14 protein-coding genes are annotated in these 15,856 nt (G+C 37.5%); 3 read left to right on the forward strand and 11 right to left on the reverse strand.

Annotated features, from left to right (window positions below):
- Nucleotides 1-82 precede the first annotated feature (82 nt).
- The 4 genes from BWI92_RS03170 to BWI92_RS03185 all read right to left on the reverse strand — a co-directional run bounded on the left by BWI92_RS03170 (nucleotide 83) and on the right by BWI92_RS03185 (nucleotide 2,352).
- Entirely contained in the window at nucleotides 83-523 is a 441-nt protein-coding gene (locus BWI92_RS03170; RefSeq protein WP_095160683.1) for a cytochrome c maturation protein CcmE, read from the reverse strand.
- A 31-nt stretch (nucleotides 524-554) separates the two neighbouring features.
- On the reverse strand, nucleotides 555-779 hold the full coding sequence (locus BWI92_RS03175; protein ID WP_095160684.1) for a CcmD family protein: 225 nt from the start codon (nucleotides 777-779) through the stop codon (nucleotides 555-557).
- Nucleotides 780-939: 160 nt separating this feature from the next.
- Nucleotides 940-1,602 carry a cytochrome c biogenesis protein gene (ccsA, locus tag BWI92_RS03180; protein WP_095160685.1) on the reverse strand — a complete coding sequence of 221 codons (663 nt, stop codon included), beginning with the start codon at nucleotides 1,600-1,602 and terminating at the stop codon, nucleotides 940-942.
- A gap of 84 nt (nucleotides 1,603-1,686) precedes the next feature.
- Complete coding sequence (locus BWI92_RS03185; protein WP_095160686.1) at nucleotides 1,687-2,352, reverse strand: heme exporter protein CcmB; 666 nt, start codon at nucleotides 2,350-2,352, stop codon at nucleotides 1,687-1,689.
- A 383-nt stretch (nucleotides 2,353-2,735) separates the two neighbouring features.
- Here BWI92_RS03185 and BWI92_RS03190 point away from each other — a divergent pair, with 383 nt between their 5' ends.
- Together BWI92_RS03190 and feoB are read left to right on the forward strand one after the other, a co-directional pair.
- Complete coding sequence (locus BWI92_RS03190) at nucleotides 2,736-2,954, forward strand: FeoA family protein (protein WP_095160687.1); 219 nt, start codon at nucleotides 2,736-2,738, stop codon at nucleotides 2,952-2,954.
- Nucleotides 2,955-3,080: 126 nt separating this feature from the next.
- The gene (gene feoB / locus BWI92_RS03195; protein ID WP_095160688.1) at nucleotides 3,081-5,201 is read left to right on the forward strand and encodes a ferrous iron transport protein B; all 2,121 of its coding nucleotides are present in this window, start codon (nucleotides 3,081-3,083) and stop codon (nucleotides 5,199-5,201) included.
- 122 nt (nucleotides 5,202-5,323) lie between these two features.
- On the opposite strand, the gene BWI92_RS03200 is transcribed toward feoB, so the two are convergent.
- The gene (locus tag BWI92_RS03200) at nucleotides 5,324-6,793 is read right to left on the reverse strand and encodes an NAD(P)H-hydrate dehydratase (protein ID WP_095160689.1); all 1,470 of its coding nucleotides are present in this window, start codon (nucleotides 6,791-6,793) and stop codon (nucleotides 5,324-5,326) included.
- A gap of 375 nt (nucleotides 6,794-7,168) precedes the next feature.
- Between BWI92_RS03200 and rplS the strand changes: the two genes are divergently transcribed.
- Nucleotides 7,169-7,525: a 50S ribosomal protein L19 gene (gene rplS, locus BWI92_RS03205; protein WP_095160690.1), complete on the forward strand. Its 357-nt coding sequence runs from the start codon at nucleotides 7,169-7,171 to the stop codon at nucleotides 7,523-7,525.
- A 456-nt stretch (nucleotides 7,526-7,981) separates the two neighbouring features.
- On the opposite strand, the gene BWI92_RS03210 is transcribed toward rplS, so the two are convergent.
- The 6 genes from BWI92_RS03210 to BWI92_RS03235 all read right to left on the reverse strand — a co-directional run bounded on the left by BWI92_RS03210 (nucleotide 7,982) and on the right by BWI92_RS03235 (nucleotide 15,699).
- Complete coding sequence (locus BWI92_RS03210; protein ID WP_095160691.1) at nucleotides 7,982-9,784, reverse strand: acyl-CoA dehydrogenase family protein; 1,803 nt, start codon at nucleotides 9,782-9,784, stop codon at nucleotides 7,982-7,984.
- A 217-nt stretch (nucleotides 9,785-10,001) separates the two neighbouring features.
- Complete coding sequence (locus BWI92_RS03215) at nucleotides 10,002-10,463, reverse strand: MarR family winged helix-turn-helix transcriptional regulator (protein WP_095160692.1); 462 nt, start codon at nucleotides 10,461-10,463, stop codon at nucleotides 10,002-10,004.
- A 290-nt stretch (nucleotides 10,464-10,753) separates the two neighbouring features.
- Entirely contained in the window at nucleotides 10,754-11,494 is a 741-nt protein-coding gene (locus BWI92_RS03220; protein WP_095160693.1) for a hypothetical protein, read from the reverse strand.
- A gap of 195 nt (nucleotides 11,495-11,689) precedes the next feature.
- Nucleotides 11,690-12,226 (reverse strand): hypothetical protein, encoded by a 537-nt coding sequence (locus tag BWI92_RS03225; protein ID WP_095160694.1) that lies wholly within the window; start codon nucleotides 12,224-12,226, stop codon nucleotides 11,690-11,692.
- Between the two features lie 103 nt (nucleotides 12,227-12,329).
- Nucleotides 12,330-14,705, reverse strand: a complete 2,376-nt coding sequence (locus BWI92_RS03230; RefSeq protein WP_095160695.1) for a hypothetical protein — start codon at nucleotides 14,703-14,705, stop codon at nucleotides 12,330-12,332.
- Nucleotides 14,671-15,699 (reverse strand): hypothetical protein, encoded by a 1,029-nt coding sequence (locus BWI92_RS03235; protein ID WP_141234682.1) that lies wholly within the window; start codon nucleotides 15,697-15,699, stop codon nucleotides 14,671-14,673. The genes BWI92_RS03230 and BWI92_RS03235 overlap by 35 nt, the downstream gene beginning before the upstream one ends.
- Between the last annotated feature and the right edge of the window lie 157 nt (nucleotides 15,700-15,856).

Here is a 15,856-nt window from a genome sequence, read left to right on the forward strand (position 1 = left end):
TCAGTAAAAGAGTTTGGAAGTCGTATCTGTTGAAGTAAGCAGCAAGTTTTGATAAACTATTTGGCAACAGCCAACTGCCGAATTATGATTTAGAAGCAGGTTTTTCTACTTCTTTGAAATCCACATTTCCATCTTGGTATTTAGAAGGACATTTCAATAAGATTTTTTCACATTTAAAAACCTGACCCTCCATGTTACCAATAATCACGACTTGTTCAGAACGATCCATATCTTGAGGTTTTGGAGCATCATATACAACTTTCTGTTCACGTCCTTTGTTATCAACCAATGTAAATTCAAAGTGATTAGCATCAAGTGCAGGATTGTAACTCATTCCTGTAACATTACCTCCAGCATCTTTTTTGAGTTTACCCACTACGTGTACTTTCTCTGCACTACCGTCTTTAGCCATATTTTCGGCTACACCAAAGTCAACATAAGTACTAGCGTCGGTACCCGTTGACACCAAAATCACCACTGCAATGGCAATGATAATTAGTCCGAAGATGTGTGTTTTTTTCATGATTATTGATGCGTCTTTTTTGAGATTTCGCTTATTTCGAATTGAGAGTTTTTTCGATTTTTGAAATTTTCTTATCCAATGTTACCAGATAAATTACTACGCCCAAAAAGATGGTAACCACCACCGCAACAACCACATAAATGCGACCATCAGCGTATAACTTATCAGCCATTTCTGGCTCACCAGCAGCGTTATCTTGAGCAAAAGAAGCTAGCGAAACTAGCATTAATGTTAAAAATGATAATAACTTTTTCATTTTATCTATCGAGCCTTTAGCTGTTAACTTGAGGCTTTTTATTGAGTAAAAGACTTTTATTAATGAGAAATAAGTAAACTCTTATTTAGTGCGGAATGGTAAGTAACAAATGATGAGTCCAGCAAAACTCCTTATGCTCAACTCTCCATCCAAAACTTATCTAGGCTTCGTTCGCTTGTCGTTCGATTTTACGAATACGTAAACGAAGATTGGTAATCCAATAACCCAAACTAATCCATCCAATTACAGCAGGATAAAAGACAATGCGCATAGCACCTTGTGTATCCATTGGTTTAAAACCTGGGTTACCACCATTGCCTGGGTGCAACGAATCGGTCATACGTGGCAAAATGATTAACAAAGGGATCAATAAGGCAATCGCAAAAATGTTATAAATCGCTGAAATACGTGCTTTTTGCTGCTCATCTTCAAACGAGCCTCTCAAGATAGCATAAGCGAAGTAGATTAGTAAACCGATAGCTGCACCGTTGAGTTTTACGTCATTCGTCCACCAAGTACCCCATGTATAACGTGCCCAGATACTTCCTGTTGCACAACCTACAATGCCAAACAAAATTCCAGTATAGGCATAAGACTCCGCTTTGTCGTCGATAGAAGTCAAAGGGTTTCTTAAATATTTGATGGAGTTGATAACCGAAATCGTCAACATGACAAACATCGAAAACCACATTGGCACGTGGAAATACAAATTACGAGCCGTTTCGTGCAATACAGGCTGACGAGGTATATGTCCCAAAAAGCCCCAAACCATTACATAAGACAGCATCAATACTGCCAAATACTTATACCAATTCTGTTTCATTTTATCACTTATTAACTCTATGTTGAATCATTGAGTTTTTTAATTTTTTTACAATTGCTATAAATTACTCATTCACTCAGTTCTCTAACTTCTCCACAAAAACGGAAAAAGAATTACTGAAAGCACTAATACAATGGCATCAATAGCCAACAGAATCATTACTTCGTCTAAGCTTTCACCTCTATCTAGTCCATCGAGTGCATTTTTTGATATTTTAATCAACATCAACAACATTGGAATAATCACAGGAAAACTCAATACAGCCATCAACGTTGCACTGTTTTCGGCTTTTGAAGCAATACCTGCAATCATTGTCAGCGTACTTGCAAAACCAATTGCCCCCAGTATAAGCGCCACCAAATACAACCCTACATCACCTACTGGATTACCCATCACCAAACCATACACCCCAAATCCTACCAATGACAATACCAACATCAGGATAGAGTTGTAGATAATTTTCGAAACAATAATTCCGACTGGATTAGCTAAGGTATAATAATAAAGAAGACGTCCGTAACGCTCCTGAGTGAAGCTTTTGGCAATAGCATTAACGGCTGTGAAGAGAATTATAATCCAAAAAAGCGTGTTCCAAGTAATTTTATCGATATGGTTCGTCTTCAATCGAAAGGACAAATAACACACATATACTGTACTTACAATGTATAAAAGCATTCCATTGATGGCATATTTTTGCCTCAACTCTAATCGTATCTCTTTATCAATTAATGCTTTTATTTCGTTTACCATATCGAATAACCCTCTGAGGCTACATTGGGTATAAAGTTGATGAATCAAATTTGGTAGCCTTTTTCAAAATTTTCCGCAAAGTTACGACACAAACAAACTGCAAACTCAAAAAGGAAGTAATATTTTGAGACATTCGCCCAACAACTTTGTAGGGAGATTTTTAGAGGACAAATAGAATGCAAAAACTAATGTTTCAAAATGATTAAAATCATAATCAAAAAGAAAATTTGAGGTTTAGTTCGCAAATATTTCTTTAAACAAGGAACTCTTTGTTTATTTGCACTTGTTTTGAATAAGTCTAAATAAAGTGCAAATTCGTAATTTGTTAAGTCTTTAGAAATTTGTACTTTATATTACAACTACTATTAATCGAAAGCGTAATCATGAGAACAGTTGCGGATTTGAAAATCGGGGAAAAGGGCGTGATTGTGAGCTTTAGCGACGAACTTCTATCACTCAAATTGTTAGAAATGGGCTGCTTGCCCGGTACTCAAGTAACAATGACACATATTGCCCCCTTTGGTGACCCTATCGCCGTAAAGGTTTCTGGCTATGTTTTGTCAATGCGAAAAGATGAAGCCTCAACCATTGTTGTTGCTTAAATAATACCACTTTGGTTAGTTTCTATTCGTAAAAACGTGAAGTACTAATCAATAACAAAGTGAATAGATAGGAACAAACTTTACGTATTTACGTTATTAGTTTGAAGCCAAAAATTGCTAATAGCCTTGAAGAAATCACCCAAAATAGCATTAATCGGTAATCCCAACGCTGGAAAATCTTCTTTGTTCAATAGCCTTACGGGGCTACGCCAAAAAACGGGAAACTTCCCTGGCGTAACTATGGACAAGTTGATTGGGAAATGGAATTTGGAGACAGGCACCGAAGCCGAAATTCTAGATTTACCGGGGATTTACAGTATATATCCAAAATCAGTCGATGAGCAGGTTGTTATTAACATTCTTGCCAATCCACAACATCCCGACTATCCAGACATGGCCATAGTCGTAGCGGATGCGTCTAATCTTAAACGCAATTTGCTACTATTTAGCCAAGTTCGTGACCTTGGTATTCCTACCGTGTTGGCACTCAATATGATTGACGTTGCCGAAAACTCAGGTATCGTAATCAATTCTTTCAAGCTCGCCAAAGAACTTAATGTTGAAGTAGCTGAAGTCAATGCTAAAAAAGGGATTGGACTTAATGGTTTACGCCTTGCCGTAAACAAGACGCTTGAGCAAAGATTCAATTCTAACGACTCGCTGCCAGTAGAATATTCGCCCGAATTGATTGATGAAATCAAAGAGAAATATGGCGATACCGACGATTACCACGCATTGTTATGGCTTTCGGAGCATGACAACCTGAAGCAATTTGATACCGAACAAAGAGTAGGTTTTGATAAACTTCAAGAAAAATATGGTTGGAATTCCAAAAAATTCCAAGCTCAAGAGACAGTTTCTCGCTATGCAGTACTCAACGAAATCGTAGATGGTTGTTTGCACCAAATACCTGTTGAGGATGAACCAGTAAAAACTTGGACTGACCGATTAGATAAAGTTTTCCTTCATCAGTTTTGGGGTTACTTTGTTTTCTTGGGTATTTTGTTTTTGATGTTTCAAGCTGTATTTACTTGGGCTGCTTATCCACAAGATTTGATTGATAATGGAGTAGCGTGGCTCAATCAATACCTCAAAGACACCCTTCCTGAAAGTCAACTAGTCAATTTGTTAACAGACGGACTCATCGCTGGTATTGGTGGTGTGGTGGTATTTGTTCCTCAAATCGTATTCCTCTTCTTGTTTATTTCCTTACTGGAAGAAACAGGTTATATGTCCAGAGTAATGTTTATTATGGACAAATTGATGCGTAGATTTGGCTTAAACGGAAAGTCGGTCGTACCACTTATTTCAGGTGTAGCATGTGCTGTGCCTGCCATTATGAGTACGCGTAGCATTGGCTCATGGAAAGACCGCTTGATTACTATTATGGTAACGCCATTGATGTCGTGTTCGGCACGTTTGCCAATTTATACGGTATTAATCGCCTTGGTTGTTCCTGAGAAAAGTACACTTTTTGGTATTTTCAGCTTACAAGGAGTTGCCTTATTTGGTTTGTATTTATTAGGTTTTGGAATGGCGATTCTGTCGGCATGGATACTAAAAGTAGTATTAAAAGCCAAAGAAAGAAGTTATTTCATCATGGAGCTTCCTTCTTACAAAGGGCCTCGTTTCAAGCACATTATGATTTCTTTGCTTAATTCTACCAAAGCTTTCGTATTTGAAGCTGGTAAAATTATCGTTGCTATTTCGATTGTACTTTGGGTAATGGCTAGCTATGGTCCAGGCAATGCGATGCAAGAAGCAGAACAAAAAGTAAAAACTGAAAATCCAACTTTAACAGGAGCGGATTTAGAAAATAAAATTGCTGCTCAAAAACTGGAATCATCATATGCAGGTCATTTTGGCAAGGTTCTCGAACCAGCCATTAAGCCTTTAGGATATGACTGGAAAATCGGTATTGCCTTATTAACTTCATTTGCTGCAAGAGAAGTATTTGTAGGTACAATGTCGACCATTTATAGTTTAGGAGGTGAAGTGGATGATGAAAACACAACGGTTATGAACCGTATGCGTGCCGAAATCAACCCTGAGACAGGCAAACCGATGTACGATGCAGCATTAGGCTTCTCGCTTATGATATTTTATGCCTTTGCTATGCAATGTATGAGTACTTTAGCTACAACATACCGAGAAACAAAATCATGGCGCTATCCTGCGATTCAGTTAGTTTATATGACTACACTAGCATACTTATCGGCATTTATTGTTTATCAATTGTTGAAATAAGAAGTTCATTTTGAGCATACACGAGTCATCCAGAATTGAGTGATTTGTGATTGATTGGATGAGTGATTATTTTTAATATAAACTTTAAAATAATCACTCATCCAATCAATCTTAATTAACTTTTACCATCTCAATTTCTCAATAATATCACTTGGGAGCATGGCCATTTGTCCCCTCTCCTGTGCTGCCATATCTCCTGCTTCACCATGTTTGAATACACCAATAATCGCAGCCTCTTCCGACGAATATCCTTGTGCTATTAGTGCTGTAATTATGCCTGTCAATACATCACCACTACCACCCGTTGCCATCCCTGGATTACCTGTCGAATTAAAGTGTACTTCTTGATTTGGTAAAACAACTGCAGTATGCATTCCTTTTACCAAAACTATACAATTATATTTTTGAGAAAATACTTTTACTTTTTCGAGTTTTTCAAAATCATTTTCCCAAGATCCAATCAGTCGCTGTAACTCTTTAGGATGCGGTGTCAAAACGGATTTTGCAGGAATCAAAGCAAGCATATCTGCCTCTTCGGCCATGATATTTAAGGCGTCTGCATCGAGAACTAAAGGACTTTTTACTTGTCTTAAAAGTACTTTCAAAAAAGCTTTTGTTTTCTCACTTTTCCCCAAGCCACATCCTATACCAATTACAGTGTATTTCTCAAGGTCGGGACAAACACTCAATTCTTTTTCTGCTGGGTCTGTTTGGCACATGGCTTCAGGCACGGAAGCTTGCATGATTTCATAACCACATGCGGGTATATAGGTAGTAAGTAAGCCTACTCCCGAACGTAAGCAAGCTTTTGCTGAAAGTACCGCCGCCCCTATCGAGCCATAACTTCCGACAGCCAGTAAAGCGTGCCCAAATGTACCTTTATGTGAAAATTTTGCCCTTTTTTTAAGCGACACCATATCTGTCCAAAAGAAGGAAGTTGAGGTATTTTGGACATATTCTTTTGAAAGTCCAATAGGCAAACACTCCCACTCACCCACATATAATTGGTTTTGCGGCATCAAAAAAGCCAGCTTGGGAGCTTCAAATGTTAGGGTATAATCAGGTTGAATGATGGTATTTCCTCTAGCAATTGGCTGAGAAACATATAGTCCTGAGGCAATATCTACTGAAATAACAGGAAGCTTACTCTGGTTTATTTCTTGAATAACATCTTTCAAAATACCCTCTACGGGTCTATTTGTACCAGACCCAAGGATTGCATCAACTACAACACAGTTTTGTCCAATAACGGGAAAATCCTTCAAGCTCTTAATGGGATGAATAGTGGTTAGTGAAGTTAGTCGGTCATAGTTTACCACAAAATCAGGACTAGCCTGAGCACTATAGTCTACGACATAAACTTCAACTTTCCTATTCATTGCCACAAGCATTCGAGCAATAGCGAGTCCATCGCCTCCATTATTACCTTTTCCACAGAAAATCGTAAAATCTTTGTCCGAAAAAAGAGACAATAGCCTATCAGTAAATGCTATAGAAGCGCGCTCCATCAAGTCAATGGAAGCAATAGGTTCCTGTGCAATGGTGTAAGCATCCCAGTTACGAATCTGCTGGGTATCAAATATCTTTCTCATTGTTTTAAAGCTAAATATGTGTGCAAAAGTAAGTTAGTGGCAAAAGTAAAATAGTTTTATCTGCTTGTAGCTCTAGGCTTTATGCTGTAGGCTAAAAGTTAGATGGTATTTCTGATGAAAAATTGAAGATTTTGCTCCTAATGATAGTAGCTTACAGCCAAATGCATCATACGGCTTTCAAGTTTTTTCTAAAATCCTTGAGCAATTTATTGGTTTTACATATTTTTTTCGGAACTTTGCACCCCCAAAGATTTAGTAATTATGTGATTGGGCAGTCAAACTACAATAATGTATTGTTTTTCAGACCTTTAATATCACCGCTAGTTATTAATCAAGTCAAAAAATTTAGGACTTAAACAATAAAAATCATTCAAGATGAACGATTTAATCAAATTGGTAGAAGCTGAAAACGCTGCACGCCGTGCAGAATTGCCCGAGTTCTCAGCAGGTGATACTTTGAACGTACACGTTAAAATCCGTGAAGGTAACAAAGAACGTATTCAGGTATTCCAAGGTACTGTGATTCAACGTCGTAACAGCGGTGCTGGTGAGACTTTCACAGTTCGTAAAATTTCTAACGGTGTAGGTGTTGAAAGAATTTTCCCTTTGTTGTCACCAAACATCGACAAAATCGAAGTATTGCGTAAAGGTAGAGTACGTCGTGCAAGATTGTTCTATCTTCGTGGCAAACACGGTAGAGCTGCAAAAGTTAAAGAAGCTAAAAAGAAATAGTCTCTTGACAAAAGCAATATATAAAAAAGTCACTCTTTACGGAGTGACTTTTTTTATGCTCAATCCCCAAGCTATGACACAAAAAAAGAGGCGAAAAATATCGCCTCCTTTTTATTTACCTAAAAATCCCCTTCATAAATTTTAATCTAATAGCTTTAAGCGAATTAAGTTAGTGGGCATTTTACCCGCTTTAAGCGCTAGGCTTTATACCGTAAGCTCAAAGTTAAAAAGTGTCTCTAATAATATTACAAATACAATTTTGCCTGCTATGGATTTTAAATCCTTATATAGGGTTGTACGAAAGATTATAAAAACCATTTATTTCGGATATCGGATGTTGGATTTCGGAAGAGTAAACTTCTATATTTCGTAAAAAATAAAGGTATTTTTCTTTATTTCCGAAATCAGAAATCCCAAATCCGCAATAGTTAGAATTCCTTCGTACAGTACTGATCCTTATATAAAAATATATCCGTTCTTTTGGATGGCGGCATCAGCTAATCTTCTTCTTGCATCCTTCAAATTAATTGGTTCGATTTTCGTGAAGCGCTTCAAACCCATCAACATTACACGCAACTCATCACCTTCGGCAAATGATGTGATAGCTACTTTTCCTGCAGAGTTCAACTTGTCGATTGCTGTATGTAAATACACCAATGCGGCATCTTTTTCCAAAGCACAAGCCTCTTCTCCACGAAGTGTAATCAGTTTCTCTACACGTAACAAGGCCGATTCAGCCACGTAAGTTTCAATCAACATATCAGCCAGATTCATAATGATTTCCTGCTCTTCCTCAAACTTCATCATAAACTTCTGAAGCGATGCACCAGCAATCATCAAAATGGCTTTTTTCATATTTTTGAGAGCTTTTTTCTCAGGAATAAATAAGCCATCTTCCTCCTCTGCACCAAAATCAGGAATTGATAGAATTTCTTTACCAACTGCCATTGCCGCTGGCATCAAATTCAATTCACCTTTCATGGCACGTTTTACGATGGTACCTACAGACAACAAACGGTTGATTTCGTTGGTACCTTCAAAAATTCTATTGATTCTTGAGTCACGATATGCACGATCCATTGGTGCCTCAGCCGAAAAGCCCATGCCTCCGTAAATCTGTACGCCTTCATCTACAACATAATCCAATACCTCCGAGCCGTGTACTTTTAGCATAGCACATTCAATCGCAAACTGCTCTACGCCTTTTAACTTAGCCTGTCCACTCTCCATTCCCGATGCAAGCAACGTATCAATGGCATCATCGATATTTTGTCCTGCACGATAACAAGCCGATTCTGAGGCAAAAACCTTAGCAATCATATCGCCAATTTTGTGCTTGATCGCCCCAAAACTAGAGATACTTGTGCCAAACTGCTTACGTTCGTTTGCATAGTTTACAGCAGTCGAAATAACTCCTTTGCTTGCCCCCACTACGGCAGCTGCTAATTTGATACGACCAATATTCAGAATATTTACAGCAATCTTAAAACCTCCCTCACGAGTGTACAATTGGTTTTCGACTGGCACTTTACAATCATTAAAGAATACCTGACGTGTTGAAGAACCCTTGATACCCATTTTACGCTCTTCTTCGTTCATGGTAATACCACCAAACGATTTTTCCACGATAAATGCCGTCAATGACTTATCATTATCAATTTTGGCAAAAACAATAAACAAATCTGCAAAACCACCGTTGGTGATCCACATTTTTTGTCCATTGATAATATAGTGTTTGCCATCCTCAGATAACACCGCTTTGGTTTTTCCTGAATTAGCATCCGACCCCGAATCTGGCTCTGTCAAACAGTATGCCGCTTTCCATTCGCCTGTGGCTAATTTTGGTAAATACTTGGCTTTTTGTTCTTCTGTTCCGTAATACAAAATAGGCAAGGTACCAATGCCTGTATGAGCCGAAAGTGCTACCGAAAACGAGTGTCCTCCACCGCAAGCTTCTGTTACCAACATTGAAGTATTGAAGTTCATGCCAAAACCGCCAAACTCTTCAGGGATAGCAGTTCCTAACAAACCTAACTCTCCTGCTTTATCCAAAAGCTCAACCATAAGGTTAGTATCTTTTGCATAATCAATAGCGTCGAGTCTTGGATGTACTTCTGTACGCAAAAAATCTAAACAGGTCTGAGCAATCATTTGTTGCTCTTCATTGAATTCTTCAGGAATAAAAATTTGAGAAGCATCAATATCTTTTATCAAGAACTCTCCTCCTTTGATGGATGATTTGCTATCTGTAAGTACCATATTTTGAATATTTTACGATTCGAAAATTTTCTAAAAGCTAAACTATCGTATGCAAGCATACTAATTTTTTGTAAATATAATAAATAAAAAAAATGTTATGCAAGCATAACATTTAAAATATTTTCAAAAAAAGTAAAAATAGTATTTTTTCCAGAAACAAAAGAGTAAAGAACGCTAAACTATCCTTTGGCTCATACCCTTATCGAAGACTTCTTTATTACAGAAACTCTTCGATATTCTCAGCCTTATAATTGGCAGCCTCAGAGTCTACTACCTCACTGATTTGTTCCATTACCTCAAAAAAAGTCTGTAGTTTTTCTTCTCCAATTTTTTCATAAATTAAATTATTGAACATAATCACACCATTGCGAGCTTTGTCTCGTTTACGTTTACCCTCTTCTGTCAAATACACCTTTACGACACGGCGATCATCCTCGTCGGTTTCGCGACGAATCCACTTTTTATCTTCAAGTGATTTGAGCATACGAGTCAAGCTGCGAGGCTCAAGTCCTAGTGCGGGAGCTATTTTGGTGGCAGGAGTTCCATTTTTGTCGATATTCAACAAAACATATCCAATGGCCATGGTCATATCAAACTGTGCTGCATAAGAATTATACATTCTACTAATTGCATGCCATCCTGCCTTGATATGATAATCTACGGTTTTGTCTGCTTTCATATTTCTTCAAGATTTTCATTATTGGGACATAAATCATCTGTGTAATTCTGAGGAGAGGCAAGAATATAACTGTAAAATTGTCGCGGATACGATTGAAAAGAGTTTAAGTGGTTTGAATATCCTAGGCTATTGCTACAGTTAGTAAAAGGTATGCTAAGCATACTAAATTATATGTAAATTTGTACAAGAATAAATTATTATGCAAGCATAACATTGTATTTATTTATAAAAAAAGGATAATCGTTAAGACTATCCTTTTTTGAAGACTATAATTTAGTGGTCTGATGATATTAAAACATCTTTTCTGGTTTTGCTACGAGTAGTCTAAATTTACGTTCTCCTTTACTGGTACGCAAACGGACGCTATATTCTCCATTTGATAGCTCATAGCTAGGCCAAACGATTGCCTCTGTAGCACTTTTCTTTGTTACTTGACATGGAACACCCATTCCTGATGCTGTACTTACTAAAATTTCAGCTGACTCAACATCATCCTGACGTACTCGAATCATATCCAATTCGTCGTTACTATGAATAGTTACTCCTTTATAATCGGGTCTATAAACTGCCAGTGGAGCAAAAGCCTGAATATTTTTGTCTGACTTCACGGCAAGAATTCTATAGAACTTTGCAGCATCTTGCGATTGAATCTCATCTGTGTAGCTGAGCACTTCGTTATTTTTCCCAGCTTTTATTTCGGTAACATCCGAATAGTATTCTAAATCTGAGCTTGCTTGAAGGATGTATTTTTGGACATCATTTGCTCTTGATGTCCATACAAACTTTACTTGATCATGCTCAACGATTGTTTGAAGATTAAGAAGATCATTTGAAAGTCCCACTGCTCTACCTCTTAATGAGGACTTGGGAGCGCTATTGTCATCTTCTGATTTTAAAGTCGCGATTATATCTTTGTTATAGGTCAGTTGCTTCAGTTTGTTTTTGTTATTGTAAGGTAATGGAGCAACAAAGGAAAGATTCGCGAATGCGCTTGTCAAAACGCAAAGCTTAAGCCAAAATGTATATTTCATACAAGTTTATAAATGATTAGTTGGTTTACGGCGGATACCCTATTTGAATCAAATTTCACGCCACTTACCTCCTGAAAATCAAAAAAATACTATATTTTACATTACTGAGTCTTTCAATGGTTAAGTGCTCTATTTCAATGGATAAAAAAAAGAGGCTCTTTCGAAGCCTCTTTTTTTGTGAACTGAAATCACAATTTATTTTACACGAACACCTTTCATGTGTCTTTCTTTTACCTTCAAATTCGTTAAGACACTTTTTGCAAGTAGCAATCTCACTCTAGTTGGATATATCACTAAGTACATATTTCCTTCGTAATCAATTCTTGAAAAACTGGGACTTCCCTTCTGATCAATCAACTGATAAAAGTATTCTCCTTTTTCTCCTGGAACAGCTCCAAAACGCAACCAGTTTTCTCCATCTGAAGACTGTTCAAAGGTAATCAGCAAAGAACCATTTTCTTCACGCTGCACCATTCCTGGTGTATTTTTATCCAAAGATATACGGTTGATATATCGTCCATTTTTGAAAAACACTTTACCTGATTTAATATTAGCATTTGAAGATGGAACTTCTCTTTCCAAAACGAGCGGATTGTCATTGTAGAATTGTATTCTTGTCAAATCTAGCTCGTTTTCTTGTAAGTTGTGCATCAAGCTTCCTGTCAAATAAACAGTCTTTTGACAACTAGTTAAAGAAAGTACCAGTACTACGAAGAGAAATATTTTTTTCATTGTTTTGTATGTTAATTCTTGATGGTAAAAATACAAAAAAGTGCCTGTTTATCAAATTGAATAGGTATTCTATCTATTTGACTAGCCGACGTTTAAAGAATTATTACTTCTTGACTTTCACAAAAGTGCTATAATCTGAGCACTCACGAATTAAGGATTTCTGAAACTTAGTATTTTTATATTTTTCTCTTAAAAGGGTAAAATAGTGCTCATAATCGCGAACTTTATCTTTAGCGATTCGTGCTTCAAATACGGTGTAATCTTCTTCGCCAGACTGGCTATTGGCATGTACAAAGAAGGCAGCATTTTCACATTTGGCAGCTCCAAATGCAGCCTTAGCTGCAAGCTCGGCATCAGGACTTTTTAGGGCTGTTTCAAAATAACTCTTTGCTTTAGTAGCCAAATAATAGTCCGTTTCATAGTCTTTCTGAACATAACCATTGACCTCGCCTGAACTCCACTGGCGACGCAATAGCACCCACGAGTTGCCTTGATAAGACATACTGTATGCTCCACAACCTAGTAGATAAGCCGCCTCAAAGTCATTTGGATTATCTGCCAAACGACTAGCCAACTCTTGCATTTTTTGTGCAAAAGTTACTGGAGTATATGCACTACGCTTTTCTTTATTAGTCGTAGTCATAAAGAAAGGATCCTCGTTGAAATAGCTCTTCCAAGGCTCCTGACGCCAGACTTCTGGAGCTACTTTTTCGAAAGCTTTGGCAGCCTTAGCATAATCATGCTCCGACAAAGCACGACGACCTAATAAAACATACAAATGATCTTGACTAAAGCCTGTCATCGATTGTAATAACGTATCGTAAGCTGATTTCTTTTTCTCTTGAAAATAAGCAATTACTTGTTCTATGGTTTTAGATTCGGTAGTATCTTCGATGGCATACATATCGGTTTGCGACATATACCCTCCATACTCAGAACCCGCATTTGTTTGGTAGCTAGTCAATGCAGCCAACAAATAAGCCTTAGCTTTTGGATAAGGAATCGTAACTTTTTCAGGTTCGCTTTTCTTATTCATACAGCTCGCTAACCATCCTTGTTTTTCTTCCTTCTCGTGTGGCAAACGACCATAATAGCGTGCTATCAATTGCTTTGAAGCCTCAGCCAAAGCATTACTCATGCGAAAATCCTTTGGTTTACTGAATGATGCCAATACAGGTGTAATTTCGTCCTCTAATTCTGGCGTAATTTTAGGTGATTTGTTACTTAGCAATAGTAATTCTTGAATTTCTAATTGTTTGCTCAAACCAGTGTTGGGCTTAACCACCAATTTTGCTTCAGCCAAATATTCAGCCGATTTATCAAAGTTCTTTTCTATGTATTCCAAATAAGATAGCGCTCCTAACCAAAAACCTGTTTTGGGAACTTGTGGATTTGCCGAACAAGCAGTAGCAAAGTCTTTTAGTTTTTGCCAGTATGGAATAGCCTTATCGTGATTTTCTTTTTCTTTATTAGCATCAGGCTCGCCCATCCAATAATCTACTTGTTTGTAATAAAGCGCTTCATTCTTATTAATTTCTCTCGACATCACTAATTCTATCAAAGGATGTGTTGGATCTAAATCAACCATTTTCTCCAAAAACTTCAACCCTTCTTCGCTAGGTTTGATGGCTGCGAAAGCATATACTGCTGCTTTTTCATGGCTATTTTTACATAAAGCAATCGCCCCTTCCTGAAATCCAATTCCTCTTGAGCGAATACTCAAGTCTGCCGCATGGCGACGACTTGGACAACGGTCAAATACTTGAGCAAAATCGTAATAAGCCTGTACCGAATCGCCCAAGGCAATAAGTGCTCCTGCCTTGCGAGACAATGCCCAGTCGGAGATATAGGTCTTCTTTTTCAACGGTTTTATCGCTGCATCATATACTTGCAAAGCCTCTTGCGGTTGGTCGTTCATCATTGCCAACTTAATTGTTTGGAAGGCATAACGTTCCTTCACAAACTCATCTTTCAGCTGGGGCAATGCGGCTTTAGCATTTGTAAATAACTCAACCAGAGCAACTGTATCAACTTTAGTTTCTGTAAAATAATCAACCGTTTCACGCTTATACGCTTGGTCGATACCACGAACAAATGTAATATAATCGGCGGCCTCAGTTTTTTGATGACTAGTCAACCAATCTTGCAGTGCTGAAGACGTTCCGTAAAGCGATTGTTCTATTTGTTTTTTAGACACCTTCCCTCCTACATATTTGCTCCAAGCTGAAATATTGAGTGTTTTTTCGTGGTCAGTAGTATCACCATTTGTCAGGTTATAATCGTCATAATCATTATAAAAAAACTGTGACGAATACGCATATTTTAAATCACCCCCATTTACAGTTGCAGATTCAGGCATGAAAAAACTCATAAATTCATCATAATCTACCATGCCAGGACCACAGGCCAAAATGGTAAAAATCACAAGCGAGGCAACAGACTTTCTACTCAGGTTGATATAGTTCTTCAATTTGTTCATGTGTGTAAGTTTTGAGACTTTCGGAATCTAAATGATATAGGGCAAATGTAAGTTTTTGATTTGATATTTTCTTCTTTATCAATCTACAACCTTTTGAGAGGTCATCAAAAGCAACTTCCTCGGTTCGGAACACGTCTCCTTTACGAATTCCAATCCCCCATAAAGTGGTATCTCGCTGTGCAACAAATCGATTTTTATCTCGCACAAACAAAGAGATATTGCTAAAATCCTTCGAGCTAACAGCATTCAAAAAATACTGAAATTGATGATTCCGATACCCTACTGTCCAATGAAAGGCTGGCATTACCAAATCCAAGGGCAAAGGATACTCTGACAATTCACCGATATATTGGCTTAGGACATCGGGTGTAAAAATCGAGTTTGTCGTTTTTTCGTTTTTCCAATCTGCCATATTATAGCACATCAGCATACCTCTTTCGACAGGAGGCACACCTGTCTTATCAGGAAATTTTATTTGATGTAGCCTAATCGTAACGCTGATATGAGGGTACTTCTTACGAAGAATCGTTAGTAAGGTAAAATATTTTTTCTTTGTAGATAAAGTCCAATCACAATCTATCTGAATTTCATTATTCCCTATCGGATCGCCTATCCAATTCTTATGAACAATGTCTATTTTATCTACTATTTTACCCGCAAAATCTTCCAAATAGCGAGGCTCAAGCCATTTCAAGGTTTGATTGGTCAGATATACCACGGGTACAACACTGATTCCTTGAGGCACTTTTTGCTTCGGTATCAATACGGCTTTAAAAGTCGGCTTTGCGGTACGCTCGTCTAAATCTACATCAAAATACTTGACGTATAGCTTTTGAATACGATTATCGGTAAGGATTTGTACTTCGTTTTCGGACAACTGAAAAACAGTTTTCCAATAATAAAAAGCTGGGGTGACATCCTTGGGAATCTCCGAAGAGTTACAAGCCCAAACAAATGTCATTAATAACAAAAAGCAATAGAAAGGGAATTTCATTTTTCTCAAAACTCAGGTATTTCTATTTTATACCTATTCCTGTTTTATGATAGGGTAATAGCAAAAAATCTTTGAGTAAAAGCAATAAACTTCGTATTAATACGATTTCAATTACTTTTACCCAAAGAATACTTCGCCAAAAATACAGGCTTGTTTT

Source organism: Flectobacillus sp. BAB-3569 (genome assembly GCF_002270355.1).
In the GTDB taxonomy this organism is placed as follows: domain Bacteria; phylum Bacteroidota; class Bacteroidia; order Cytophagales; family Spirosomataceae; genus Flectobacillus; species Flectobacillus roseus.

Excerpts from the sequence above, each read along its gene's own strand:
- BWI92_RS03170 (WP_095160683.1), bottom strand. The coding sequence starts at position 523 with ATGAAAAAAACACACATCTTCGGACTAATTATCATTGCCATTGCAGTG.
- BWI92_RS03175 (WP_095160684.1), bottom strand. The coding sequence starts at position 779 with ATGAAAAAGTTATTATCATTTTTAACATTAATGCTAGTTTCGCTAGCT.
- ccsA (WP_095160685.1), bottom strand. The coding sequence starts at position 1,602 with ATGAAACAGAATTGGTATAAGTATTTGGCAGTATTGATGCTGTCTTAT.
- BWI92_RS03185 (WP_095160686.1), bottom strand. The coding sequence starts at position 2,352 with ATGGTAAACGAAATAAAAGCATTAATTGATAAAGAGATACGATTAGAG.
- BWI92_RS03190 (WP_095160687.1), top strand. The coding sequence starts at position 2,736 with ATGAGAACAGTTGCGGATTTGAAAATCGGGGAAAAGGGCGTGATTGTG.
- BWI92_RS03200 (WP_095160689.1), bottom strand. The coding sequence starts at position 6,793 with ATGAGAAAGATATTTGATACCCAGCAGATTCGTAACTGGGATGCTTAC.
- rplS (WP_095160690.1), top strand. The coding sequence starts at position 7,169 with ATGAACGATTTAATCAAATTGGTAGAAGCTGAAAACGCTGCACGCCGT.
- BWI92_RS03210 (WP_095160691.1), bottom strand. The coding sequence starts at position 9,784 with ATGGTACTTACAGATAGCAAATCATCCATCAAAGGAGGAGAGTTCTTG.
- BWI92_RS03215 (WP_095160692.1), bottom strand. The coding sequence starts at position 10,463 with ATGAAAGCAGACAAAACCGTAGATTATCATATCAAGGCAGGATGGCAT.
- BWI92_RS03220 (WP_095160693.1), bottom strand. The coding sequence starts at position 11,494 with ATGAAATATACATTTTGGCTTAAGCTTTGCGTTTTGACAAGCGCATTC.
- BWI92_RS03225 (WP_095160694.1), bottom strand. The coding sequence starts at position 12,226 with ATGAAAAAAATATTTCTCTTCGTAGTACTGGTACTTTCTTTAACTAGT.
- BWI92_RS03230 (WP_095160695.1), bottom strand. The coding sequence starts at position 14,705 with ATGAACAAATTGAAGAACTATATCAACCTGAGTAGAAAGTCTGTTGCC.
- BWI92_RS03235 (WP_141234682.1), bottom strand. The coding sequence starts at position 15,699 with ATGAAATTCCCTTTCTATTGCTTTTTGTTATTAATGACATTTGTTTGG.